Origin of the sequence: Methylobacterium sp. EM32 (assembly GCF_040593685.1) — a bacterium.
Lineage (GTDB): Bacteria > Pseudomonadota > Alphaproteobacteria > Rhizobiales > Beijerinckiaceae > Methylobacterium.
In genome coordinates this window covers 12,733-35,936 of record NZ_JBEXZS010000078.1, presented here as the reverse complement: position 1 = coordinate 35,936, position 23,204 = coordinate 12,733, and the positions used below count along the sequence as shown (strand labels likewise).

At 70.9% G+C, this 23,204-nt stretch carries 24 protein-coding genes; 10 read left to right on the top strand and 14 right to left on the bottom strand.

Annotated elements, in window-relative coordinates; all coding sequences use genetic code 11:
* Positions 1 to 170: 170 nt before the first annotated feature.
* Complete coding sequence (locus ABZT49_RS11570; RefSeq protein ID WP_355286213.1) at positions 171 to 1,160, top strand: GlxA family transcriptional regulator; 990 nt, start codon at positions 171 to 173, stop codon at positions 1,158 to 1,160.
* Between the two features lie 206 nt (positions 1,161 to 1,366).
* Here ABZT49_RS11570 and ABZT49_RS11565 read toward each other — a convergent pair whose 3' ends face one another.
* From ABZT49_RS11565 to ABZT49_RS11540, 6 genes are all read right to left on the bottom strand, one after another.
* Complete coding sequence (locus ABZT49_RS11565; RefSeq protein ID WP_355286212.1) at positions 1,367 to 2,203, bottom strand: glycine betaine ABC transporter substrate-binding protein; 837 nt, start codon at positions 2,201 to 2,203, stop codon at positions 1,367 to 1,369.
* Positions 2,204 to 2,244: 41 nt separating this feature from the next.
* Positions 2,245 to 3,099: a proline/glycine betaine ABC transporter permease gene (locus ABZT49_RS11560; protein ID WP_355286211.1), complete on the bottom strand. Its 855-nt coding sequence runs from the start codon at positions 3,097 to 3,099 to the stop codon at positions 2,245 to 2,247.
* Positions 3,015 to 4,334, bottom strand: coding sequence for a betaine/proline/choline family ABC transporter ATP-binding protein (locus ABZT49_RS11555; RefSeq protein WP_355286210.1), 1,320 nt, complete (start codon positions 4,332 to 4,334; stop codon positions 3,015 to 3,017). Before ABZT49_RS11555 ends, ABZT49_RS11560 begins: the two co-directional genes overlap by 85 nt.
* A gap of 630 nt (positions 4,335 to 4,964) precedes the next feature.
* The gene (locus tag ABZT49_RS11550) at positions 4,965 to 6,041 is read right to left on the bottom strand and encodes an alkene reductase (RefSeq protein WP_355286209.1); all 1,077 of its coding nucleotides are present in this window, start codon (positions 6,039 to 6,041) and stop codon (positions 4,965 to 4,967) included.
* Positions 6,042 to 6,076: 35 nt separating this feature from the next.
* Positions 6,077 to 7,495 (bottom strand): phosphatase PAP2 family protein, encoded by a 1,419-nt coding sequence (locus ABZT49_RS11545; protein ID WP_355286208.1) that lies wholly within the window; start codon positions 7,493 to 7,495, stop codon positions 6,077 to 6,079.
* Between the two features lie 216 nt (positions 7,496 to 7,711).
* Complete coding sequence (locus ABZT49_RS11540; RefSeq protein ID WP_355286207.1) at positions 7,712 to 8,944, bottom strand: FAD-binding oxidoreductase; 1,233 nt, start codon at positions 8,942 to 8,944, stop codon at positions 7,712 to 7,714.
* 158 nt (positions 8,945 to 9,102) lie between these two features.
* Here ABZT49_RS11540 and ABZT49_RS11535 point away from each other — a divergent pair, with 158 nt between their 5' ends.
* The 3 genes from ABZT49_RS11535 (at position 9,103) to ABZT49_RS11525 (ending at position 10,366) form a co-directional block, all read left to right on the top strand.
* Positions 9,103 to 9,615, top strand: a complete 513-nt coding sequence (locus ABZT49_RS11535) for a metallophosphoesterase family protein (protein WP_355286206.1) — start codon at positions 9,103 to 9,105, stop codon at positions 9,613 to 9,615.
* Positions 9,616 to 9,805: 190 nt separating this feature from the next.
* The gene (locus tag ABZT49_RS11530) at positions 9,806 to 10,126 is read left to right on the top strand and encodes a hypothetical protein (RefSeq protein ID WP_109972439.1); all 321 of its coding nucleotides are present in this window, start codon (positions 9,806 to 9,808) and stop codon (positions 10,124 to 10,126) included.
* A gap of 96 nt (positions 10,127 to 10,222) precedes the next feature.
* Positions 10,223 to 10,366, top strand: a complete 144-nt coding sequence (locus ABZT49_RS11525; RefSeq protein ID WP_177303226.1) for a hypothetical protein — start codon at positions 10,223 to 10,225, stop codon at positions 10,364 to 10,366.
* An 81-nt stretch (positions 10,367 to 10,447) separates the two neighbouring features.
* Here the strand turns inward: ABZT49_RS11525 and ABZT49_RS11520 are convergent, their stop codons facing one another.
* Positions 10,448 to 10,702: a hypothetical protein gene (locus ABZT49_RS11520; RefSeq protein WP_355286205.1), complete on the bottom strand. Its 255-nt coding sequence runs from the start codon at positions 10,700 to 10,702 to the stop codon at positions 10,448 to 10,450.
* Between the two features lie 166 nt (positions 10,703 to 10,868).
* On the opposite strand from ABZT49_RS11520, the gene flaF reads away from it, so the two are divergent.
* Positions 10,869 to 11,234, top strand: a complete 366-nt coding sequence (gene flaF / locus ABZT49_RS11515; protein WP_109972441.1) for a flagellar biosynthesis regulator FlaF — start codon at positions 10,869 to 10,871, stop codon at positions 11,232 to 11,234.
* 238 nt (positions 11,235 to 11,472) lie between these two features.
* Here the strand turns inward: flaF and ABZT49_RS11510 are convergent, their stop codons facing one another.
* From ABZT49_RS11510 to ABZT49_RS11500, 3 genes are all read right to left on the bottom strand, one after another.
* A complete protein-coding gene (locus ABZT49_RS11510) occupies positions 11,473 to 11,793 on the bottom strand; it encodes a hypothetical protein (RefSeq protein ID WP_355286204.1) in 321 nt (106 codons plus the stop codon).
* A gap of 248 nt (positions 11,794 to 12,041) precedes the next feature.
* Positions 12,042 to 12,446, bottom strand: coding sequence for a Rap1a/Tai family immunity protein (locus ABZT49_RS11505; protein WP_355286203.1), 405 nt, complete (start codon positions 12,444 to 12,446; stop codon positions 12,042 to 12,044).
* 210 nt (positions 12,447 to 12,656) lie between these two features.
* Positions 12,657 to 13,331, bottom strand: a complete 675-nt coding sequence (locus ABZT49_RS11500; protein WP_355286202.1) for a hypothetical protein — start codon at positions 13,329 to 13,331, stop codon at positions 12,657 to 12,659.
* 276 nt (positions 13,332 to 13,607) lie between these two features.
* On the opposite strand from ABZT49_RS11500, the gene ABZT49_RS11495 reads away from it, so the two are divergent.
* Positions 13,608 to 14,453 carry a trypsin-like serine protease gene (locus tag ABZT49_RS11495; RefSeq protein ID WP_355286201.1) on the top strand — a complete coding sequence of 282 codons (846 nt, stop codon included), beginning with the start codon at positions 13,608 to 13,610 and terminating at the stop codon, positions 14,451 to 14,453.
* On the opposite strand, the gene rsmD is transcribed toward ABZT49_RS11495, so the two are convergent.
* Together rsmD and ABZT49_RS11485 are read right to left on the bottom strand one after the other, a co-directional pair.
* On the bottom strand, positions 14,443 to 15,000 hold the full coding sequence (gene rsmD, locus ABZT49_RS11490; RefSeq protein WP_355286200.1) for a 16S rRNA (guanine(966)-N(2))-methyltransferase RsmD: 558 nt from the start codon (positions 14,998 to 15,000) through the stop codon (positions 14,443 to 14,445). The two genes, ABZT49_RS11495 and rsmD, sit on opposite strands and share 11 nt — an antisense overlap.
* A 9-nt stretch (positions 15,001 to 15,009) precedes the next feature.
* On the bottom strand, positions 15,010 to 17,085 hold the full coding sequence (locus ABZT49_RS11485) for a pseudouridine synthase (protein WP_355286199.1): 2,076 nt from the start codon (positions 17,083 to 17,085) through the stop codon (positions 15,010 to 15,012).
* A gap of 44 nt (positions 17,086 to 17,129) precedes the next feature.
* Here ABZT49_RS11485 and ABZT49_RS11480 point away from each other — a divergent pair, with 44 nt between their 5' ends.
* From ABZT49_RS11480 to ABZT49_RS11465, 4 genes are all read left to right on the top strand, one after another.
* Positions 17,130 to 17,618 carry a nucleoside deaminase gene (locus tag ABZT49_RS11480; protein WP_355286198.1) on the top strand — a complete coding sequence of 163 codons (489 nt, stop codon included), beginning with the start codon at positions 17,130 to 17,132 and terminating at the stop codon, positions 17,616 to 17,618.
* Between the two features lie 99 nt (positions 17,619 to 17,717).
* Entirely contained in the window at positions 17,718 to 19,052 is a 1,335-nt protein-coding gene (locus tag ABZT49_RS11475) for an Nramp family divalent metal transporter (RefSeq protein WP_355286197.1), read from the top strand.
* A 150-nt stretch (positions 19,053 to 19,202) separates the two neighbouring features.
* Positions 19,203 to 20,051 (top strand): transglutaminase family protein, encoded by an 849-nt coding sequence (locus ABZT49_RS11470; protein ID WP_355286196.1) that lies wholly within the window; start codon positions 19,203 to 19,205, stop codon positions 20,049 to 20,051.
* Positions 20,052 to 20,241: 190 nt separating this feature from the next.
* On the top strand, positions 20,242 to 21,897 hold the full coding sequence (locus ABZT49_RS11465; RefSeq protein ID WP_355286195.1) for a DEAD/DEAH box helicase: 1,656 nt from the start codon (positions 20,242 to 20,244) through the stop codon (positions 21,895 to 21,897).
* Positions 21,898 to 21,901: 4 nt separating this feature from the next.
* On the opposite strand, the gene ABZT49_RS11460 is transcribed toward ABZT49_RS11465, so the two are convergent.
* Together ABZT49_RS11460 and ABZT49_RS11455 are read right to left on the bottom strand one after the other, a co-directional pair.
* On the bottom strand, positions 21,902 to 22,237 hold the full coding sequence (locus ABZT49_RS11460) for a hypothetical protein (RefSeq protein WP_355286194.1): 336 nt from the start codon (positions 22,235 to 22,237) through the stop codon (positions 21,902 to 21,904).
* Between the two features lie 190 nt (positions 22,238 to 22,427).
* Positions 22,428 to 22,823: a hypothetical protein gene (locus tag ABZT49_RS11455; RefSeq protein WP_355286193.1), complete on the bottom strand. Its 396-nt coding sequence runs from the start codon at positions 22,821 to 22,823 to the stop codon at positions 22,428 to 22,430.
* Positions 22,824 to 23,204 lie beyond the last annotated feature (381 nt).

Sequence of the window (23,204 nt, the reverse complement as noted above, 5' to 3'; positions counted from 1 at the left end):
CGGAGCGGCGGGGCTGAGCGGCTTGCGCGACGGCGACCGCGAGTTTGGGATTTGCGACTTCACCGGCCCGGCAATTGTCCATCCCTCCCGAGCCTTGTTCCTGCTTGCCCTGCGCGCCAGCCTGGAGCCATTCTCAAGGCGGCACTGCAAGCCTTCGATGGACGGGCACGATGGCGGTCGGGCAAGCCGACATGATGGCGAAGGACGGCGTCGCCTGCGAGGACGTGACGACCGTCGGCTTCATGCTGGTCGAGCAATTCTCGATGATCGCCTTCTCGTCGGCGATCGAGTCTTTGCGCCTCGCCAACCGGGCGGCGCGGCGCGAGCTCTACCGTTACTCGCTGTGGTCGGAGACCGGGCAGGGCTGCACCGCCTCGAACGGCGTCGAGGTCCGGGTCGCCGGCGCTTTCAGCGAGACGCCACCGCTTGCCATGGCGATCGTCTGCGGCGGCATCGACATCCACCGGCGCGACCACCGGGCGCTCCAGGCGGCCCTGCGTCGCAGCGCGATCCGCGGCGCGGCGATCGGGGCGGTCTGCACCGGCACCTACGTGCTCGCCAAGGCAGGGCTCCTCGACGGCTACCGGGCGACGATCCACTGGGAGAACCAGGCGAGCCTCGCCTCCGAGCATGACGGGCTGGAGATCGGCTCCGACCTGTTCGAGATCGACCGCAACCGATTCACCTGCGCCGGCGGCACGGCGGCGGCGGACATGATGCTGTCCCTGATCGTGCGCGACCACGGGCCCGACATCGCCGCGGAAGTGGCCGACCAGCTCATCCACCACCGCATCCGCGAGGCCGGCGAGCGCCAGCGCATGGACCTGCGCATGCGGCTCGGCATCGCGCACCCGAAGCTCCTGCACGTCGTCGGGCTGATGGAAAAGACCTTCGCCGAGCCCGTCGGCAGCCAGGACTTGGCGGAGTCGGTCCAGCTCTCGAAGCGCCAGCTCGAACGGCTGTTCCTGAAGTATCTCGGCCGCTCACCGGCCAAGCACTACCTGCGCATCCGCCTGGAGCACGCCCGCCACCTGATCCGCCAGACGGCGATGCCGCTCCTCACCATCGCGATCGAGTGCGGCTTCACCTCGGCGTCGCATTTCTCGAAGGCGTATGTGGATCATTTCGGCCGGCCGCCGAGCAGCGAGCGGAAGGGGTGAGGACGAGTTGGACCAATGTCTCGACGTCATCCCGGGGCTCGCCGAAGGCGAGAACCCGGGATCCATAACCGCTGAGATGTCAGAATAGCGCGACCAGCGTCCCGGTTCATCCGGCATCGTCAGCGGTCATGGATCCCGGGTTCCGCTGCGCGGCCCCGGGATGACGCCCAGCGTGTCAGATCGGTGAGATCAAGCCGAGAGAACCCCTACTTCACCCACCCATCCACAATCGCCCGGTTCGCGGCGATCCACTTGGCGGCGGTCTCCGTGGGCTTGGCACCCTTCTCCTCGTTCTCCGCCATCACCGCCTCCTCGTCCTTGATCGAGAGCTTGAACTTCTTCAGGATGGCGTAGACCTCCGGCATGTCGTCCTTCAGCCCCTTGCGCGCCAGCGTGTTGACGCTCTCGTCGTCGCCGAAGGACTTCTTGGGGTCGGCGAGGTATTTCAGCTCGTAGCGGGCGAACATCCAGTGCGGCGTCCAGGCGGTGACGACGATGTCCTTCTTCTGGCGCAGCGCATCCTTGAGGGCGCCGGTCATCGTGGCGTCGCTGCCGTCGACGAGCTTGACCGGCAGGCCGTAGGCCTTGATCGCCGCCTCCGAGGTCTTCATCACGCCGGCGCCGGGATCGATGCCGATCACCTTGCCCTCGACCGCCGCCGCCTTGGTCTTCAGGTCCTCGATCGAGTTCAAGGACGAGTAGGCCGGCACCGCCCAGCCGATCTTGGCGCCGGTGACGTTCGGGCCGATGAGCTCGAGGCGGTTCTTCAGCTTGTCGTAATAGGCGGCCTGGGTCAGCGGCAGCCAGGCGGCGACGCTGACATCGGCGTCGCCGGTCGCCACCGCCTGCCACATCGCGGCCGCGGCGAGGGGAATCGCCTTCACCTGGTAGCCCTTCTCCTCCAGCACCTGCTTGAGGATGTTGGTGGCGACCACGGCATCGGCCCACTCGACATAGGCGATCCGGACCTGCTTGTCCGCCGCCTCGGCCGGGCTCTGGGTGAGGGCGAGGCAGAGGAGAACACCCAGGAGTCGTGCGCGCATCGGTCGGTCTTTCCGGTCGGGGAGGAAGGAAGCGCCGCCGCTCACGCGAGGGTGCCGGGCGGGCGGGCGCGGGCGGCGAGCGCCTGCGTGGTGCGGTCGAGGATGACGGCCACGATCACGATGCCGATTCCGGCCTCGAACCCGGCACCGGCCTCCAGCCGCTGGATCGACTGCCAGACCGCTCGGCCGAGGCCGCCGGCCCCGATCATCGCGGCGATCACCACCATCGAGAGGGCGAGCATCATCGTCTGGTTGACGCCCGCCATGATGGTCGGCAGCGCCAGCGGCAGCTGGACCTTGAGGAGCTTCTGCGTCGCCGATCCGCCGAAGGCGTCGCAGGCCTCGACCAGCTCGGCCGGCACGCTGCGGATGCCGAGCGCCGTCAGGCGGATCACCGGCGGCACCGAGAACACGATGGTGGCAAAGCAGGCCGAGACCGCGCCGAGCCCGAAGAACGGCAGGGCCGGGATCAGGTAGACGAAGCTCGGCAGCGTCTGCATCATGTCGAGCACCGGCGACACCGCCTGCCAGGCGCGCCGGTTGAGGGCGCAGGCGATCCCGACCGGGATGCCGATGGCGAGCGCCGCGACCGTCGCCAGGACGACGAGGACCAGGGTCTCCACCGTCGCCTGCCACAGGCGCAGGTTCCACAGGAACAGGAGCCCGGCCAGCGTCAGCAGGCCGACCCGGCGGCCGCCGATCTTCCACGTGACGAGCGAGGCCACCGCGATCGCCGCCCAGGGCGGCACCGCGACGAGGGCGCCCGTCAGCGCGTCGATCCCGTCCGAGACCGTGCGGCTGACGGCGCGGGTCAGCCAGCTGCCATGCTCGGTGAGCCAGTCGAGACCGTCGTCGCTGAGCGTGTCGAGGGGAAATTTGGGGACGCTCCACTCCATCTTTCCGCTCCTACCGGCTGAGGCTGCATCGCGGGGGTGCCGTGATGCGGGTCCTGTTGCGGGATCTGGGCTGTCGCGCGCGACGCGAGCGCCCGCACGACGTCCCGGGGGGTGAGCGCGCCGATCAGGCGCCCGTCTTCGGCGACGACCGCGAGGGCGCCCTCCGCCGCGACCCGGGCGAGGGCCGCGTCGAGGCGGGTGCCCTCCGCGATGGCACCCACCTCGCGGTCGAGGAGGGCGGAAACCGGCTCGTCGGCCCCGGCCGCCGCGAGGCGATCCCGCGCCAGGCGCCCGGCGAGGCGACCGTCCGGGCCGGCGACGAACCAGGCCTCGTCGCTTGCTCCCAGCGCCCGCACCTGCGCGACAGTCTGGCCGTGGGGCAGGATCGCCGCGCGGTCGGCGACGTGCTCGACCCGCATCACCGCCGAGAGGTCGATATGCGCCACGAAGCGCTCGACGTAGTCGGTGGCCGGCCGGGCCACGATCTCCTCGGGCGCGCCGATCTGCACCACCTCGCCGTCCTTCATCAGGACGATGCGGCCACCGAGCGCCACCGCCTCGTCGAGGTCGTGCGAGACGAACACCACGGTCTTGCCGAGCTTGGCCTGCAACTCGCGCAGCTCCGCCTGCATGTCGCGGCGGATCAGCGGGTCGAGGGCGCTGAACGCCTCGTCCATCAGCAGGATCGCGGCATCCGCCGCCAGCGCCCGGGCGAGGCCGGCCCGCTGCTGCATGCCGCCGGAGAGTTCGTGCGGGTACTTGTGCTCCCAGCCGCCGAGGCCCACGAGGCCGATCGCCTCCATGGCGCGGGCGTTCCGCGCTTGCGCCGGCACGTTCTTGATCTCCAGCCCGAAGCCGACATTCGACAGGATCGTGCGGTTCGGCAGCAGGGCGAAGTGCTGGAAGACCATGCCGAAGGTCTGCTGGCGGAAGGCCAGCAGGTCCTTGCGCCCGAGCCCGGTCACGTCGACGTCGCCGACGCGGATCCGCCCGCAGCTCGGCTCGACGAGCCGGTTCATGCAGCGCAGGAGCGTCGACTTCCCCGAGCCCGACAGGCCCATCAGGATCAGGATCTCGCCCTCGCGCACGTCGAACGAGATGTCGCGCAGGCCGACGACGGCCCCGCAGGAGGCGGCGATCTCGGCCTTGCGCTTGCCTTGCGCGATCTGATCGAGGGCCGCCGCGTGATTCCGGCCGAAGATCTTGCTGATGCCCGTCAAGGTCATGTTGCGCATGTGCCCACACCTTTTCCGGACCAGGGCCACTCGGCGAGTCACCCGCGACACGGCGACCGTGCAGTCTTTACGGATACTGATGAAAAGCTATCTGCCCCAAGGGTCGCGGCTTGCCCGGGGGCGACACTTTCTGGCGGGAAGACGACACAGGTGAACAGACTTGATCCACGCCCTTGCTGCGGCGCAGCATTGCCCGTGTTTTCGGCAATGTTGCGGGTCTTCGATGCAGGCGATGACGTCGATTCGGGCTGATGTCGCGGTGGTCGCGGCGGTCGTTATCCTTACGGGCGGTGCGGGACCGGTTGACAATGCCATTGACAACGTGCGGGCGGCATTGGGTGCGGGCGGCGGCACGACGCGACACAGGATAAGGCGCGGGGCTCTCCTCTCCCCGCGGGCGGGGAGAGGGCTTCGATGACCTTGTCGTCATCGAAGCAAGGCGTCAGCCGAGGGTGAGGGGGTCTCGACGGATGAGGCTCCCCCGGAAACACCCCCTCACCCTCGCGGCGAACCTGCGGTTCGCTGCTCGCCGAGCCGCCTATACGGCAGCTCGGCCCTCTCCCCGCCCGCGGGGAGAGGAGGAATCGCGCCTCTTCCTTTTGCCGGACAGCCGTGGAGACGTATTTTCCATCACGCCGCCGGCGGATAATCGACGTAGCCCTTGGCCCCGCCGGTGTACCAGGTCTCGATATCATCGGCCGACAGCGGCAACCCCTCGGCGATCCGCCGCGGCAGGTCGGGATTGGCGATGAAGGGGCGGCCGAACGCGATCGCGTCGGCCGCGCCGGCATCGAGGGCGGCTTGGCCGCGGGCGCCGTCATAGTCGGAATTGAGCACGAAGGCGCCCCGGAACGCCGCCCGCATCCGCGGCGCCACCGGCGGGCGCTCGGCCTTGCCGTTGGTGCCGTCGTAATCGGGCTCGCGCACCTCCAGGAAGGCGATTCCGAGTTCGGAGAGCGCCGCGGACGCCGCCTCGAACAGCGGCTCGGGGTTGCTGTCGTTCACCCCCTGGCGCTCCTCGTTCGGCGACAGGCGCACGCCGGTGCGCTCGGGGCCGACGATCTCGGCCACCGCCGCCACGACCTCGCGCAGGAGCCGGATCCGGTTCTCGATCGAACCGCCGTAGCGGTCGGTGCGGAAATTGGCGTTGTCGCGCAGGAACTGGTCGATCAGGTAGCCGTTCGCGGCGTGGATCTGCACGCCGTCGAAGCCGGCCTCCAGCGCGTTGCGGGCCGCCTGGCGGTAATCGTCGAGGACCGCCCGGATGTCGTCCTCGGTCATCGCGCGCGCCTCGACATGGGGCGCCTTGCCCTCGTAGGTGCGTGCGAGGCCCGGCATCGTGGTGGCCGAGGACGAGACCGGCTGGCCGCGCCCGGGCAGGCTCGGATGAACCACCCGCCCCATGTGCCAGAGCTGGCACGCGATCAATCCGCCGCCCGCATGCACGGCGGCGGTGATTGGCCGCCAGGCCTCGACCTGCTCGGAATTCCAGATCCCGGGCGCGTAGGGCCAGCCGAGGCCTTGCGCGCTGATCCCGGTCGCCTCGGAGAGGATGAGGCCCGCCGAGGCGCGCTGGGCGTAGTAATCGACCATCAAGGCGGTCGGCACGTGGTCGCGGGTCGAGCGCGCCCGGGTGAGCGGCGCCATGAGCACCCGGTTGCGCGCGGGGAGCGCGCCGAGGCGGATCGGGTCGAGGAGGCTGGGCATCGTTCACTCCGCTGCGCAGGTCGAGGATGAGGAGGTCAGCGGGTCGTCTGCTGCTGCGGGCGCTTCGACGCGGCGAGGGCCGCCGCCTTGCCGGCGGCGGCGTAGAGGTTCAGGCGCGAATAGACCCCGAAGGCCGAGCCGTCGTCGAGGAAGCCGCCGCCCGGCCCCTGCGTCTCGGTGAGGATCGTGTTCGCCTCCGCGAGGCTCAAGGACGGGAAGGCCGCGGTCAGCAGGTGGCCGGCTTCGGGGGCGAGCTTGCCCACGTCCTCGACGGTGTTCGCGGTCTTGGCGTGGACCACCGGCAGGCCGTAGGTCTGCGTGGTGTTGTAGAAGGCCTCGTTGGCCGCCGCATCCTTGAACCGGCTCGTATCGGTGGCAGCACAAGCCGCCACCGCGTCGCCGCACGCATCCTTCAGCACGGATGCGAGGTCGTTGCGTGCCGCCTCCAGGGCCGCGCGGTAATCGGTGATCGCGACCGCGTCGTTGGTCTGCCGGCTCATCTCGTTGATGACCGCGGGGTTCTTGCGGATCTGGCCGACATAGGCCGGATCGTTGGCGAGCAGGTGGGCGACCGCGTGCAGGGCCACCGTGCGCCCGCCGAGCACGTCCATGGCGTAATGCGCGCCGACGACGATGCGGTTGTTGCCGTACTCGGCCGCCCGCACGATCATCTGCTGGTAACGCTCCGGCACCAGCAGCGCGAGGACGAGCGACTCGGTGTAGCCGTAGGTGGTGTGGCCGCTCGGATAGGACGGGCTGTCGGTCAGGTTCTGGCTCGGCCCGTGCAGCCAGTCGAGGCTGTGCGAGGTGCGCGTGAAGTAGTCGTCGCCGCGATAGGCGTAGAGCTGCGGCAGGGTCTGGAACGGCCGGGAATTGCCGTAGGCGTCGGCCCCCGTGCTGCCGGCCGGGCGGTCATAGGCCTTGCCGAACACGTCCGGCACGCCGCCCCGGCCCGCGAAGATGCCGGCGGCCGCCTCCGAGACGGCTTTCTTGCCGTCGGTCGTGCCGTTGGCGAAGAAGTATTTTCCGGAATTCGAATCCGATTTCGTGATGTTGTTGGTGTAGCCGAGCAGGTCGGCGACCGATTGCGTCACGTTGCTGAACGTCTTGTAGTCGGCGTAGCGCGCCTTGTCCTGGTAGATCGCCCCGAGCCGGCTGCCGAGCCCGTCGGCGAGCTCGGTCGCGTTGCCGTCGGTGATGAAGCAGTCGCGGAGCGCGAGCTGGCGCTGCTGGTCGAGCGGCAGGAGGTGCGGCTGCGGGTGGCTGCCGAACTGGATCGCGCCCGTCACCTGCAGGTTGGCAGCGAGCGCGGCCTTCCCCTCCGGCGTCTGTGGCAAGGCGCTCACCGGGGCGAGCCCCTGGAGGGCGACGAGGTTCGTGGCGGTCTGCGCCGTCGCGGCTGCGGGCAGCAACAGGCAGAGAACCGCCGCACCCTGGATCGTAGCCCTGCGCATGACATCCCCCCGATGGTTTTTTCGGATGCCAGGAAACGACGACAGCCGCGTCCTGTCCAGCCCGGGCGCTGCCGGTTCCGGGCGGGGATCGCGGCCGGAGGCCCGGCCTCGCCGCCGAAAAGCCTTTGTACGATGCCGATCGGACCAGCCTTGATAAGCTTTTCGCCGAAAACCCATACTATGGACGATGGGTCAGAGCCGTCCGTGCCTTGCCCGTCACCGACGCCCCGGCCTGAACGGCGCCGCCTCGACCATCGGCGTCTCGCCCGACATCGCCTCGGCCAGGAGGCGGCCGGAGGCCGGGCCGAGGGTGAAGCCCTGGTGGCCGTGGCCGAAATGGAACCACAGGCCCGGGTGGCGCGGCGCCGCCCCGACGACCGGCAGCATGTCGGGCATGCAGGGGCGGATGCCGGACCAGGGGGCGTTCTCCCGCGGCGCGCCGAGATCGAGGAGGCCGCCCGCTTCGGCCTCGGCCCGGGCGAGCTGGACCGGGCCGGTCGAGGCGTCCGGCCCTGCCAGCTCGGCCCCGGTGGTGAGGCGCAGGCCCGCGGCCATCGGGGCGAGAACGTAGCCGTTCTGCGCGTCGAGGAGCGGCAGCTCCAGAGTGCGGGCGGGGCGCCAGTGGCGGTGGTAGCCGCGCTTGCGCACCATCGCGATCCGGTAGCCGAAGCGGCGCAGGAGAACCGGCGACCACGGTCCGAGCGCCACCACCGCGGCCTCGGCCTTGTGCACACCGTCCGCATTCCGCACGCTCCAGCCCCGCCCGGCCGGCGCGAGGCTGTCCGCCTCGGCCTTGAGCAGCGTCCCGCCGCGCCGGGCGAACAGGGCGGCGTAGGCCGAGACGAGCGCGCCCGGGTCCCGGACCGACCACGGATCCTCCCAGTGGATCGCCCCCGCCCCCGTCTGTTTCAAGACCGGCTCGGCCGCCGCGAGGTCGGTCGGCGACAGTGCCCGCGCGCGGATTCCGTAGCGCGCCCGCAGGCGCTCGGCCTCCGCCACGGCCTCGTCCATCGCCCGTGTCTCGCGGTGGAGCGCGCGAAAGCCGCCCCGGCGGACGAGGTCGGCGGCTCCCGCCGCCTCGATCAGCGCCGCGTGCTCGGGGACGGCGTGCGCGATGAGGCGCGCATAAGCCTGCGCCGCGGCGGCGTGGCGGCGGGGGCTCGAATGCCACCAGTAGCGCAGGAGCGGCCCCGCATGCCGGTGAAGGGAGCGGATCTCGTAATGGACGTCGTTGCTGCGCCCGGTGGCGATCGCCCACAGCGTCGCCAGATCGCGCGGCATGGCGTAGGGCTCCACCGCCTCGCTCTGGATGATCCCGGCATTGCCGAAACTGGTCTCCCGCCCCGGCTCCCCGCGATCGACGAGGGCGACCGACCAGCCGCGCTGCTGCAGGTGGAGGGCGGTGCCGATGCCGACCATGCCGGCGCCCAGAACGATCGCGCTGCGCAAGCTCACCGCCTCGGAAGTGGGAAGGATTCGAAGGCCCATGGCTGGGCAGGACACGGCACGATACGCGGGACACGGTGCTGTGCAACGGGCAGGCCGAACCGGAACCCCGCCGCCCGCCGCGCTTTGCGGAGGGCAGCTCCGTACGATGACCCGATCCCATGACGACCTACTTCACCAGCGACACCCATTTCGGCGACCCGCGGGTGCTGCGCATCGACCGGCGGCCTTTTCCCGATCTCGCGACCCATGACGCGGCTCTGGTCGAGAACTGGAACGCCGTGGTGGAGCCGGACGACACGGTCTGGCATCTCGGCGACTTCGCGCTGGGACCGCCGCCGGAGCGGGTCCAGGCCCTGCTCTCAGGCCTCAACGGACAGAAGCACCTGATCGTCGGCAACAACGACGGCCCGTCGACCCTTGCGGCGCGCGGGTGGCTCAGCACCGCGCATTACGCGGAGATCGACGTCGACGGGCAGCACCTCGTCCTGTGCCACTATGCCTTCCGAACCTGGAACCGGATGGGTCGGGGCGTCGTGAACCTGCACGGCCACTCGCATGGCAAGCTGAAACCCGCGACCCGGCAATACGACGTCGGCGTCGATGCCTGGGAGTTCCGGCCGGTGACGCTGGAGACGATCCGCGCGACGCGGCGGCGACGCACCGCGACCTGACACCGCGCGGTCTCACCTCGCTGCGCTCACCTTAAGCGCGCGTCCCCTGCCGACCATCTGAGCAGTTTTGCGCGGAACCCCGCGGGCGCCCCCGACGTTCCTCGGTCACAATAAGCAAGCTTGGCATCACGCTTCATCCTTGAGGCAGATCGCCGCAGCTGTGATCCCAAACCAGTTCGTGAGTTCAGCGATGACCACACCGCGTCGTCTCCCGCTCGGCTGGCCGCTCGCCGCCGCTCTCCTCCTGCTCGCCGGCCCGGCGCTCGCCCAGCCGGCCTGCATCGGTGCCCAGCGCAAGATCGACGAGGCCGGTGCCCTGCGGTTCCAGGCCCGGCAGGATGCCCGCATCGGCGATCGCGACCGGGTCTGCGACAACCTCGGCGATGCCGAGGACCGCTACGAGGACGCCCGCGACCGTCTCGACGAGTGCGGCCTCGGCGTCGCCTCGGTCGATCTCAAGAGCGCCCTGCGCTCGGTACGCCAGGAGAAGCGGTTCTTCCGCTGCGATTGAGCGCGTGCCGTAGCGCACACCGTTTCACCCGCGATTAACCCATCACTCTCACCGGGCGTTGCCGCGATGTCGGCGCGCCGGATCGGAATCCTCGCCATGACCAGCGCCAGCCAGACCTCGTCCGAGTCCCGCCTCTCCGCCCCGACCGCCGGTGCCCACTCCTTCACCGCGGCGCTCTGCGGCTTTCTCGGCTCGACCGCGGCCACGACGGTGGTGATGCTGCTGCTCAGCAGCGTCTGAGGCGCGCTGAGAGGCCTTTTTCGGAGGCCTTTTTCGACGGCGTTCGCCTTCAGGCGGTCGAAATCGTCGTGGCGCCGGCCCTCACGGCGCCACCGACCAGAACCGGCGCCGGGCGAACAGCATGTCCGGATGGCCGATCTGCGGGCTTCCAGCCTGGACATGGGTCTGCACCGGAGGCGGCGGGCAGACGGGATCCGGACGCCGCGTCTGGATCGTCACCGGCTCGGCCCGCACGAGGCCCATCCTCACCTGAGTCTCCGGATTGCGCAGGGCCGCCACCGTCGCGACGGCGGCCATCAATGCGCCCGCGACGGCGCCGAGGAGGAAATTCAGCATAGCGGCCGGTCCTTGCGCCGACATCGTAGCGGTTTGAGGGCGAATCACCGGCCTGTGGAGCATTCCGGGTGCCGCAACGTCGGCCCTGTTTCACAACCCTAGCTTAACAAATCGATGGCAGACCTGCCTCCGGGCCCGCTTCAGCGGCCAGCCGGAGAGGCAGACGATGAGCTACGCGGCGAACGCCTACGCGCGAACGGCCCAGGTGGCGCTGACACCCCGCGAGGCAGAGGCCGCGGTCCTGATCAAGGCGGCGGCCCGCCTGCAGATGATCCAGGACAATTGGGACGTCCAGCAGACGACGCTGAACGACGCTCTCGGCTTCAACCGCAAGGTCTGGACGCTGCTCTCCTCCGCCGCGACGGAGCCGGACGCGCCCCTGCCGGAGGAGTTGAAATCCGCGATGGCCCGCCTCGGTGCCTTCGTGTTCACCCGCACCCTCGACGCGATGATCGACCCCAGCGCGGACAAGCTGACCGCCCTGATCAACATCAATCGCGAGCTGGCGAGCGGTTTGCGGGGCAATCCCTGATCGCCGGCCGGGCGAGGCTGGTAGATAGAATTTCCAAGGATCCTTCGATCCTCCAGGTCATTCCGGACCCATTTCGCGGCCGCGGACTGATTTGGAAGATGTCATAACCTGTTTGACCTCATCCCACTGACATCCTCGTCCTGAGGTCGTGGATGGGATAGGTCCTGCGTCGGCTCACGAGGAAGCCCCCGCCCCTCTGGGGGATGGGGGCTCCTCGGACACGGACGACCCCGCCGCCCTACTTCTGCTGACGCCGCACCGACGCGCTGTCGTCGCCGGACGTCGTCGTCATCGGGGCTTCCAGGCCGCTGGTGTTCTGCGCTCCCCCGTCGGGCATCGTCTGGTCGAAGTTGCGCCGATTGGACGCGTGGTCGTGGTACTGCTCGGTCTGGACGTGCTTGCTGTCGAGGCCGCGCGCCGTCCCGTGCTGGGCCTTGTCGCGGTTGCTCAGCACCATGTTCTCCTCGAGGATGCCCTCGGGCAGCTCGGTCATGGCGCCGGTGCCGGAGCCCTTGCCCTGCGCCCCGGGACCCATGTTGTGCCTGTCGGCGTTGGCCATGTTCATCCTCCGATCGAGCGGGTCGCGGGAGAGGAAACGGCCAACGGCCGCGCCTCGTCCCGTCTCCCCAATAAGAGTATGAAGCGCATCGACGGGAGCAAGCGGAGCCGCAGCAAATATCGCCGGGAACCTTTCGGCGCGAAATGCAATATCGCCGGATCGATCGTTACCGGCTGGTCGTCTTCGGCGACGGTGCAATCCTGCGCGCTGAGGCGGAACCTGCGCCGGACGTTGAACGCCGGACGATCCTAGTCTTTCCGGCACGGGAACGCGTCGCGCAGGGCGAGCAGCGCCAGGACGCCGGCATTCTCGCGCAGGGCCGGCGGATGGGCGGCGCCGTAGGCCACCACTGCGCGGACGAGCTGGAGCCGGTTGCCGTCGGGCGGCAGGCAGGCGCCGAGGATCGGCGGCTGGTTGGCGGTGTCGGCGACGCCGGCGAGATCCTGCACCGCGCCCATGAAGGCCCAGCAGCCGACGGTCTCCGGATCCTGGCGGAACTCGACCTCGCCCCCCCGCACCTTGGCGCCGCGCAGCAGGCTCTTGCACTGCGCCACCAGCACCGAACCCTCGGCGGCGTGCGCCGGCACGGAGAACGCCCCGGCCGCCAGCGAAGCCGCCAGAGCCAGGGAACGAAGGAGGTCGGGAAGCCGCAAGATCTTACCGGAAGACGGCGCGCGGTTCGGGAACCTGGCCGGACGGCTCGGAACCCTGCTCGGAATCGACATGCGGACACAACTCGACGCGGGAGGCCGCCTGCCTGCGGCCAGCCGCATCCTAGCAAGCGCGGCCGGCTTCCGCCCCGCGCCGCGCGCGCCGAGTCACACCCTCGTTGCCGCAGGCCCTGCGGGAGCAAGCCAGGAGGGTCAGCGCGCCGGGTAGACCACCCGGGCGAGCGCGGCCTCGACGCGCGGTGTCGATACAGCAGGGGCGGAGGCCTTCTGGTACTGCGCCATCATCCTGCGGGCGGCGTCGGCCGGCAGCGCGCCGATCGGCGCCGTCATCGCCAGCAACTCCTTGCGGGTCTTGGCCGCCACCACGCCGGGACGGTTCACGTCCTGGAAGTCGCTCATCTTGTGCTTGTCGGAATCGGGATCGCCGTGGAACACCCGCGGGCCCTCGGGCATGATGACGATGTCGCCCGGGCGCAGGGTCGGGTCGCGCATCAGTGCAGTGCGGGCATCGAGCGACTTGAGCGGCGACACCGCGATCTGCAGCGGCTTCACCTCTTTCTGCGGCTTCACCTCGGCCTTCGGCAGGGCGACGTAGCGGGTGCGGCCGCGCAACGCCTTGGCCTGAACCGCGAGGCGGTTGCGCCGGCTCGCCCGCTGGCGGATCGGCGCGTCGTAGGGCTGGACCACGTAGGGCTGTGCCACCGGCGCCGGGGCGGCGGACGGGCCACCGAAGATCTGACGGAGGAAATCCATGCCGTCATTCTCGGCCCGGGCCCCGGCGCTCGAGGCGATCAGCAGGCAACCCGACGTCATCGCCAGGAGCAGGGCGCGCAGCCGGGCAGCCGGCATGGTCTGGTGCAGCGGCATCGAGCCCCTCCAGTGAGTGTGGCGGCGGACTTGAGAAATCTGTACTGGTACCCGGCGGATTAACCTCGACGGCAGCCTGACAGTTCCGGGCTTTCAGCCAAAGATGAACAATTTATGATCGCATCGCCCGGTCCCCTCCCCGATCGGATGAGGCGGGGGCCGCGCGAGCGGGGGCCGCGGCCGGGCGGACGCTCTACACGTCGCCATCTCCGGCTCTCATCTTGGATGGCGACTCTCGAACACTGACTTCGAACCGGTGCGAGGCACGGAGAATCGATGACGCTCTGGACATCGACGATGAGGCCGGCGCATGGACGTCGGGTGCGTCCGGCTCTCGTCCTCGCCCTGGCGCTCGGATGCGCCGCCCCGGCCGCCGCGCAGGTCCCCGCCCCTCCCCCGGACAAGCGCGTGCCGATGGAGCCCACGGCCTGGCCGTTCACGGCGATCGGGCGGGTGAACGTGGTACAGGGGCCGGCCCATCGCAGTCACTGCACCGGCACCCTCGTCGGGCCGCGCCACGTGCTGACCGCCGCCCATTGCTTGTTCGACGTCCGCCTCGACGGCTGGGTCAAGCCGCACCAGGTCCACTTCGTCGCGGGCCAAGCCCGCGACCTGAATGCCGGCACCGCCGAGGTCGAGGCGTTCCGGCTCGCGCCTGGCATCGACCTGCGGGCGGCGGCGCGGCCGGCTCACGGATCGATCGCTCCGGAGATGATCGGGCGGGACTGGGTGATCCTCACCCTGTGCCAGCCCCTCGGCGTGAAGCCCGTGCCGTGGCGCGTGCTGCCGAATGCCGACCTGCCGGGAAGCCGGCCCGGCGCGGTGGTGGCGCTCGCCGGCTACGCCGCCGACCGGCCCTTCCTGCCGGTGATCCATCGCGGCTGCGCGGTCCGGATCGACGCCCCGGCCGCCGGCCTGTTGAGCGACCTGTGCGAGTCGATGTCAGGGGAATCCGGCGCGCCGGTGCTGCTGCTCGACGCGGATGGCGGCGCGGCCCTGGTCGGGATCCACACCGCGGTGACGGGAGGAACCCGCGTCGGGAGCGCCTACCGCTCGGCGAGCGGCGTCGGTGTCGCTGCCGGCAGCTTCGCGGCCGCGCTCGACGAGATGGTCAAGCCGTGAGGCGCCAGAACGCCACCTGCGTGTCGCCGTAGGTCCGCCGTTCCAGCTCCGAAAAACCCTCAGGGACGGCGAGGGCGGCAGAGGCCGCCTCCTCCACCACCGCGAGGGCGTCGCTGCCGAGCCAGCCGCCCTCGCGGGCCGCGCCCAAGGCCTTCGGGGCAAGGTCGCGCCCGTAGGGCGGGTCGCAGAAGACGAGGCCGAACGGCTCGCCGGGCGGGGCCGCGCCGAGGCGGGTGGCGTCGCGGCGAAACAGCCGCGTCCTGCCGCCGAGTCCGAGGGTGTCGAGGTTGTGGCGGATCACGCCGCGGGCCTCCGCCCCGTCATCGACGAGGAGCGCGAAGGCCGCGCCGCGGGAGATCGCCTCGCAGGCGAGCGCCCCGGTCCCGGCGAACAGGTCGAGGACGCGGGCGCCCGGGACCGGATCGTCGTAGGCGTGGGCGAGCACGTTGAACACCGCCTCGCGCAAGCGGTCCGAGGTCGGCCGGATCGCGTCGCTGCGCGGCCCGGCGAGGCCGCGGCCGCGCAGGTCTCCTCCGACGATCCGCATCGGTCAGGCTCAGCCGCGCGGCGGCCGGCCGCCGGGACGCGCGCCGCGCCCGCCGGGCTTTCCGCCACCGCCGCCGCCGCCGGAACGGAAGCCGCCGCCGGGCTTGGCCCCGAACGGCTTACCCCCCGGCCGGCCGCCGCCGCCGGGACGGCCCTCGCCCTTGCCGGCGAAGGACTTGCCCCCGAAGGACTTGCCGGCTCCGGGCTTAGCCCCGAACGACTTCCCTCCGCCCGGCTTAGCCCCGAAGGATTTGCCGCCGCCGGGCTTTCCGCCGAAGGAACGCCCCTCGCCGCCGGAACGCCCTTCGAACGAGCGCCCGCCGCCGGGGCCGCGGCCCTCGCCACCGGCACGACCATCGAACGACCGGCCGCCACCGCCGAAGCCGCGGCCTTCGCCACCGCCCGAACGACCCTCGAAGGACCGGCCACCGCCACCGGGACGGCCCTCGCCCTTGCCGCCGAAGCCGCGATTCCCGCCGCCGAACGACCGGCCTTCACCGCCAGGACGACCTTCGCCAGGACGACCTTCGCCCGAACGCCCCTCGAACGAGCGCCCGCCGCCACCGTGGCCGCGGCCCTCGCCGCCGGAGCGGCCCTCGAACGACCGGCCTTCGCCGCCACGGCCCCCGAAGCTCTTCGCTCCGAAGCCGCGGCCCTCGGCCCCGTCCGGGCGTCCGCCGGATCGGCCGAAGCCGCGCCCGCGGCCGCCGTCATCGGCGAGGCCGGCCTTGGCGCCGCCTCGCGAAAAACCGCCGTCGCGGTCGCGGCGCATCGGACGGTCGTCGCCGCCCGGGCCGCGGTTGGGGGCGTCGTCGCGGAACCGGGTGCGGCGATGCGGCGCCGCCTCCTCCTGCGGCTGGGCCACCAGGCGCTCGACCAGCACCCGGCGGTCGCCGGAGGCGATGGCGCCGACGCGCTTGCGCGGCGCGTCCGCGGTGGCGGCGCGGATCTCCTGCGGGCTGTCGCCGCGCCGGTGCACCCGGCCGCGATTCGGCAGGTCGCCGGCGGCCTCGGCCTCCTGGTCGCGCCAGACTGTCCGCACCGGCGCCCGGCGGCCGGCCGGCGCGGCCGGGGGCTTGCCGAATTGCGGCCGGGCCGGGTCGCGCCCGCGGGACGCGCCCTCCTGCGCCGCCCGGGCGGCGGCCTTCGGCGAGCCGAACGGCGCGATCGGCTCGCGCACCGGACTCGTGAAGTCGACGCCGGCCTGCTCGGCGAGCGTGGTGCCGAGCTGGTCCTTCAGCACCCGGGTGCGGATCTCCTCCACCAGCCCGACCTCGAGCTCGCCGAGCTGGAACGGCCCGAAGGAGAGCCGGATCAGCCGGTTCACCGACAGGCCGAGATGCTCGAGGATGCGCTTGACCTCGCGGTTCTTGCCCTCGCGCAGGCCGAGCGTCAGCCAGACGTTGTCGCCCTGCGCGCGGTCGATGGTCGCCTCGACCGGGCCGTACTCCATCCCGTCGATGGTCACGCCCTTACGCAGGCCGTCCAGCATCGCCTGATCGACGTCGCCGAAGGCGCGCACGCGGTAGCGGCGCAGCCAGCCGGTCTCCGGATGGGCGATGACCTTGGCGAGCCCGCCGTCGTTGGTGAGGAGCAGGAGCCCCTCGGTGTTGATGTCGAGCCGGCCGATGGCGACCACCCGGGGCATGTCCTCGGGCAGCGCGTCGAACACCGTCTGGCGCCCTTCCGGGTCGCGGGCGGTGGTGACGACGCCGCGGGGCTTGTGGAACAGCCACAGCCGGGTGCGCTCGCGGGTCGGCAGCGGCTCGCCGTCGACCGTGATGCGGTCGCTCGGGGTCACGTTCACGGCCGGCGAGTCGAGGCGGACGCCGTTCAGCGTCACGCGGCCCTCGGCGATCATCGCCTCCGCGTCGCGGCGCGAGGCCACGCCGGCCCGGGCGATCGCCTTGGCGATGCGCTCCGGCTCCGGCTCGGCCGGCGCCGCGGCCTTGGCAGCCCCTTGGGCCGCATCCTTGGCCGTCCCACGCTTGTTGGAAGCCTGCCCCTCCGGGGAGCCCGCGGATGCCTCGTCCCGTCCGCGACGCCGCTGCGGCGCCCCGGTCTCGTCGTCGTTGATGTCGTTCATGCGCGCCTGATACCAGACGGGGTCTGTCGACGCGAGTGGAACCGATGCGCGATTTTGCAAGGGGGGACCTGTCCGCAAGCGGGGCTTCACGCACCGATCCCCTCGGCCTCGCCTTCGACGCCGCCCGCGAGGCGGCCTCTCGCGGCGAGGTGCCGGTGGGCGCCGTCGTGATGCGGGACGGCATCGTCCTGTCGGTCGCCGGCAACTGCCCCCGGGCCGACCGCGACCCGACCGCGCATGCGGAGATCCTGGCGATCCGCGCCGCCTGCGCCGCGCTCGACGACGAGCGGCTGACCGGCTGCGACCTCTACGTCACGCTGGAGCCCTGCGCGATGTGCGCCGGCGCCATCAGCTTCGCGCGCATCCGCCGGCTCTACTTCGCCGCCGCCGACCCGAAGGGCGGCGCCGTCGAGAACGGCCCGCGCTTCTTCAATCAGCCGACCTGCCATCACGCCCCGGAGGTCTATGGCGGCTTGCGCGAGACCGAGGCCGCCGCGCTCCTGCGCGACTTCTTTCGCGATCGGAGGCCCTGACGCGGCGATCGGACCCGATCGCCCCCTCGAATTCAGCCTTCTCAAATCAATATAGCAGTGGCTATATGAGCGTGGCTGGAGCGATGGAGAGCTGGGTCGATGCGGGACGGATGGGCGTGGCGCGCCGGAGCTGAGGCGGCGGAGCCGAGCCTCGGGGCGATGAATGCGAGCGTGCCGGTGCGGACCACCGGCTCCTGGCCGCGGCGGCTGCTCGCCTTCCTCGGCCCCGGCTACATGGTGTCGGTCGGTTACATGGACCCGGGCAACTGGGCCACCGACATCGCCGGCGGGGCGCAGTTCGGCTACACGCTGCTCGCCGTCATCCTGCTCTCGAACCTGATGGCGGTGGTGCTCCAGGCGCTCGCCGCGCGGCTCGGCATCGCCACCGGCCGCGACCTGGCGCAGGCCTGCCGCGATGCCTATTCGCGTCCCGTCGGCATCGCGCTCTGGCTCGCCTGCGAGGCGGCGATCATCGCCTGCGACCTCGCCGAGGTGATCGGCACCGCCATCGCCCTGAAACTGCTGTTCGGCCTGCCGCTCCTCGCCGGCGCGATCCTGACCGGCCTCGACGTCCTCCTGATCCTGCTCCTGATGCGCCGGGGCTTCCGCGCGCTCGAAGCCTTCGTGATCGCGCTCTTGACGATCATCTTCGCCTGTTTCGCGATCCAGATCGCCATGGCGGCGCCGCCCGTGCGCGAGGTGCTCGGCGGCTTCGTACCGTCCACCACGATCGTCACCGATCCGGCGGCGCTCTACCTCGCCATCGGCATCCTCGGCGCCACGGTGATGCCGCACAACCTCTACCTGCACTCCTCGATCGTGCAGACCCGCGCCTATCCGCGCGACGAGGCCGGCCGGCGCAGCGCGCTGCGCTTCGCGGTCGCCGATTCGACGATCGCGCTCACCCTCGCGCTCTTCGTCAACGCGGCGATCCTGATCATGGCGGCCAAGGTCTTCCACGGCTCCGGCCATACCGGCGTGCAGGAGATCGAGGAGGCGCACGCCCTGCTCTCGCCGCTCCTCGGCGTCGGCCTCGCCTCGACCCTGTTCGCCCTCGCCCTCCTGGCCTCCGGCCTCAATTCCACCGTCACCGCGACCCTCGCCGGCCAGATCGTGATGGAGGGTTTCCTGCGGCTGCGCCTGCCCGACTGGGCGCGCCGCCTCATCACCCGCGGCATCGCCATCGTGCCGGTGGTGATCGTCACCGGGCTCTACGGCGACGAGGGCACCGCCCGGTTGCTGGTCTTGAGCCAGGTCGTCCTGTCGATGCAGCTGCCCTTCGCGGTGATCCCGCTGGTCCGCTTCGTCTCCGACAAGAACAAGATGGGGGTCTTCGTCATCCCGGCCTGGCTCAAAATCCTGTCCTGGACCATCGCCGCCGTGATCGTGGTCCTGAACCTGAAGCTCCTCGCCAGCACTCTCACGGGCGGTTGACGCGAGAGTCGAGAAGCAGACGCAAGCGCAGAGCTGTGACGCCTGCACAACATTTGGGCGAAACCTGCGGGGCGAACTGGGCGAGAACTCGGAACAACGGCGCGGATTCGGACTTTATGCACCACGTTTTTCGACTTGCGTGGACCCACGATGAAGATCCGCACCGGCTACTCGATCGCCTTCGACACGCCCGGCCCGACCCCGATGGTCCTGATGCTCAACGTGCATCCCGACCGGGCCGGCGACCTGATCACGCCCGACACCATGACCATCGACCCGCCGGTCCCCGCGCATCAGTTCGTCGATTCCTTCGGCAATCTCTGCACCCGCGTCACCGCACCGGGCGGCCGCATCACGTTCTCGGCCGATTTCCTGGTCCAGGACAGCGGTGAGGTCGACGATTACGCGCCGGACGCGGTGCAGCACCCGGTGCAGGATCTGCCCGACGACGTGCTGCCCTTCCTGCTCGCCAGCCGCTACTGCGACACCGACAAATTGTCGAATACCGCCTGGCAGCTGTTCGGGAACACGCCCGAGGGATGGGCTCGCGTCCAGGCCATCGTGACTTACGTCCACAACCACATCCGCTTCGACTACCAGCGCGCCGATTCGACCCGCTCGGCGCTGGACGGCTTCAACCAGCGCGAGGGCGTCTGCCGCGACTTCGCGCACCTCGCCGTCACCTTCTGCCGCTGCATGAACATTCCGGCGCGCTACTGCACCGGCTATCTCGGCGACATCGGCGTGCCGGCGGTGCCGGACCCGATGGACTTTTCCGCCTGGTTCGAGGTCTACTTGGGCGGGCGCTGGTACACGTTCGACGCACGCCACAACACGCCGCGGATCGGCCGCATCGTGATGGCGCGCGGCCGCGACGCCACCGACGTGGCGATCTCGACGAGCTTCGGTCCGGCCTGGCTCGCCAAGTTCGAGGTCCATACCGACGAGGTGGTGGGCGAGGAGCCGCGGCAGGCGGAGTGGTTGCAGGCCGCGGAGTAAGACGCCGTCCGCTTGGCTCGATTGGTCAAAGATCGAGCGCGTCTCCCTCTCCCGAGTGGGAGAGGGGATCCCGCGCCATTCAGTCTACTCTATAGCTCTTTGATTCGCCGGCAGCCCTGAGAACCGGCCCACCCACCTCCCCCCGCTGTCAAGCCTGGATGCGCCGCCATTCTCCGGCTATGGCGGCGCGATGCTGCTTCGTCCCTACCAGCGCGCGAGCCTCGACGCGCTCCAGGCCGATTGGGCGCGCGGTGGCCGCAACGGCCTGATCGTGCTGCCGACCGGGGCCGGCAAGAGCCTCGTCATCGCCACCCTGGTGCGCGAGACCATGGCCCGGGATCCGGGCGCCCGCATCGCCGTCGTCACCCATACCCGCGAGCTGATCGCCCAGAACCACGCCGAGCTCCTCGCCCTCTGGCCCGAGGCGCCGGCCGGCATCGTCTCGGCCGGGCTCGGGCGGCGCGAGGAGACGAAGGCGATCCTGTTCTGCGGCATCCAGTCGGTGTGGAACCGGGTCGAGGCGACCGGCGGCTTCGACCTGGTGATCGTCGACGAGGCCCACCTGATTCCCCGCGATGCCGAGACCCGCTACGGCCGCTTCCTCGACGCGGTGCGGGCGCGCTCGCCCGAGATGCGCCTCGTCGGCCTCACCGCCACCCCCTACCGCCTCGACAGCGGCCGCCTCGACGAGGGCCAGGGCCGCGTCTTCGATGCGATCGTCTACGAAGCGCAGGTCGGCGACCTGATCCGAGAGGGCTACCTCGCGCTCCTGGTCTCGAAGGCCACCGCCACGATCCTCGACGTCAGCGGCGTACCACTGCGCGCCGGCGACTACGTGCCCGGCGCGCTGGAGGCGGCGGTGAACCGCGACGTCATCACCAAGGCGGCCGTCGCCGAGATGGTCGCGTACGGCGCCGAGCGCCGGGCCTGGCTCGCCTTCTGCGCCGGGGTGAAGCACGCCGACGCGGTGCGCGACGCGATCCGGGCCGAGGGGTTCTCGTGCGAATCGATCTCGGGGGAGACCCCGAAGCGCGAACGCGACCGCATCGTGCGCGACTTCCGGGCCGGGCGCCTGCGCTGCCTCACCTCGGTCGGCGTGCTGGCGACCGGCTTCAACGTGCCGGAGGTCGACCTGATCGCCCTTCTGCGCCCGACCCAGAGCACCGGCCTCTACGTGCAGCAGGTCGGCCGGGCCTTGCGCCGGGCGCCCGGCAAGACCGACGCCCTGGTCCTCGACTATGCCGGCCTGGTGCGCCGCCACGGGCCGATCGACGTGCTCTCGGCCAATGCCGTCGCCCGGGCGCGGCTCATGGGCGAGACCGGCGCGCCCCGGGCCAAGCCCTGCCCGGGCTGCGGCGCGCTGATCGCGCTCAATGCCAGCACCTGCGAGGGCTGCTGGGTCGAGCCCGAGGAAGAGGACGAGGCCGAGATGCCGCACGAGGCGGTGGCCGACGACGAGACCGCAATCCTCTCCGCCGGCACCGTCGCGGTGGTGCGCGAGGCCCAGGCGCACTGGTGGCCGGTGGCCGGCTGGCGCTTCCGGCGCGAGGCGCGCCACCGCGGTCCCGACGTGCTGGCGGTGGCGCTGGAGGGCGACGAGGACGCGATGACCGTGCGCCTCGACCTCGAAGCCACCGGGTTCGCCCGCGAGAAGGCGGTGCAGTGGTGGCGCCGCCTCGGCGGCGAGATGCCCCCTCCCCTCGACATCGACGAGGCATTGGCGCGGTGCGACGAGCTGTCCCGGCCGGAGGCGGTCCGGGTGGTGCCGACCGGCCGGCTCTCGGAGAGCGTCGATTACCGCCTCGCCGACGGGGCGACCTGGACCGATACGCGGCGGGTGGCGTGATCCGTCAGCCGGCCGCGATCAGCCGAGCGACCTCGGCCTCGGCAAAGGCCTTCTCGGCGGCGACGTCGGCGGCGAGCGCGCGGATCGCCTCGAAATCGTCGCCCTGGCAGGCGATCTCGAGCGCGGCACAGAGCCGCGACAGCCGGGTGAAGCCGATCAGGCCCGAGGAGGCGATCACCCCGTGCGCCGCGGCGCCGAGCGCCGCCGGCTCGCCCCGCACCGACCAGTCCCGCAGCTGGGCCTGGAAGCGCCCGAGCAGCACCGGCATCGCCTGGTCGCCGACCGCCTGGCGCAGGTCGGCATAGGTCGCGGCGTCGAGGGAGGGGGGCGTCGTCGCCATGGCGTCCGGCTCCAAATGCGCCTCGTCGTCCGGCGCGTCGGCTCTCGGGCCGCGAGGCTACACCATATGGAGCGGTCGCGATGCTCGGCCATCGGGCCGATCTGTCGCGGATCGGTGCCGATCCATCCTGGATCGGGCCCGGGCCGGACCGGAGCCGACCCGGCGCGGATCGAAGCCGTTCTCGCGGCCCTCAGGCCGACCGCGCCACCGAGGTCCCGATCTCCGCCGACCGGGCGGCCTCCGCCTCGCGCGCATAGGTCCGCGCCCGCATCACGGCTTCCGAGGGCAGCTGCTCGACGACCGACCCGTCCGAGCCGACGACCTGGAACACGATCTGCTTGCTGTCGGGGTCGCGCCGGTAATGGGCCCGCTCGGGCTTGCTCTCGGGGGCATCGTCGGTCGATGCGGCGTCGCGCGCGATGGTCCGCCGGGCATCCGGGCTCAGGTCGAGGGTCACCGCCGGGTCGAGGGGGGGATCGAGCGGCGGATCGAGGCTGGGCTGGGGGGCACGCGCGGGACTGGTCCGGACGACGGGTTCGATCGCGGCCGGCGGAAGCGCCGCGGCGATGGTGCTGGTCTCGGTCACGGCGAAATCCTTTCGGGCGATCCGTTCCCGATCAGCTAGCCGTCATGGGCCCTACCTCAATCTTAACGCCGGCCGGGCCTGTCAATCTTGTCTTAAGGTGCGGTTTCGGCGGTCTCGACAATTGTAGCGAGTTTCGTGCGGCGTCAGTGGAGACCGCGCTGGAACCCCATGACTCTCTGAGAGCCTGTTTGACTGATTGGTAGGCCTTATCCCACCCACAACCTCATCCTGAGGTGTCAGTCGATCGAAGATCGACTGACCTCGAAGGAAGCTTCCAGCAGTCTCGAAATCTCTGGAGGCCTCCTTCGAGGCTCGTTTCACTCGCACCTCAGGATGAGGGCGCACGTGGGATGGAAAATTTGTGGTAGATCCGTCCTCACG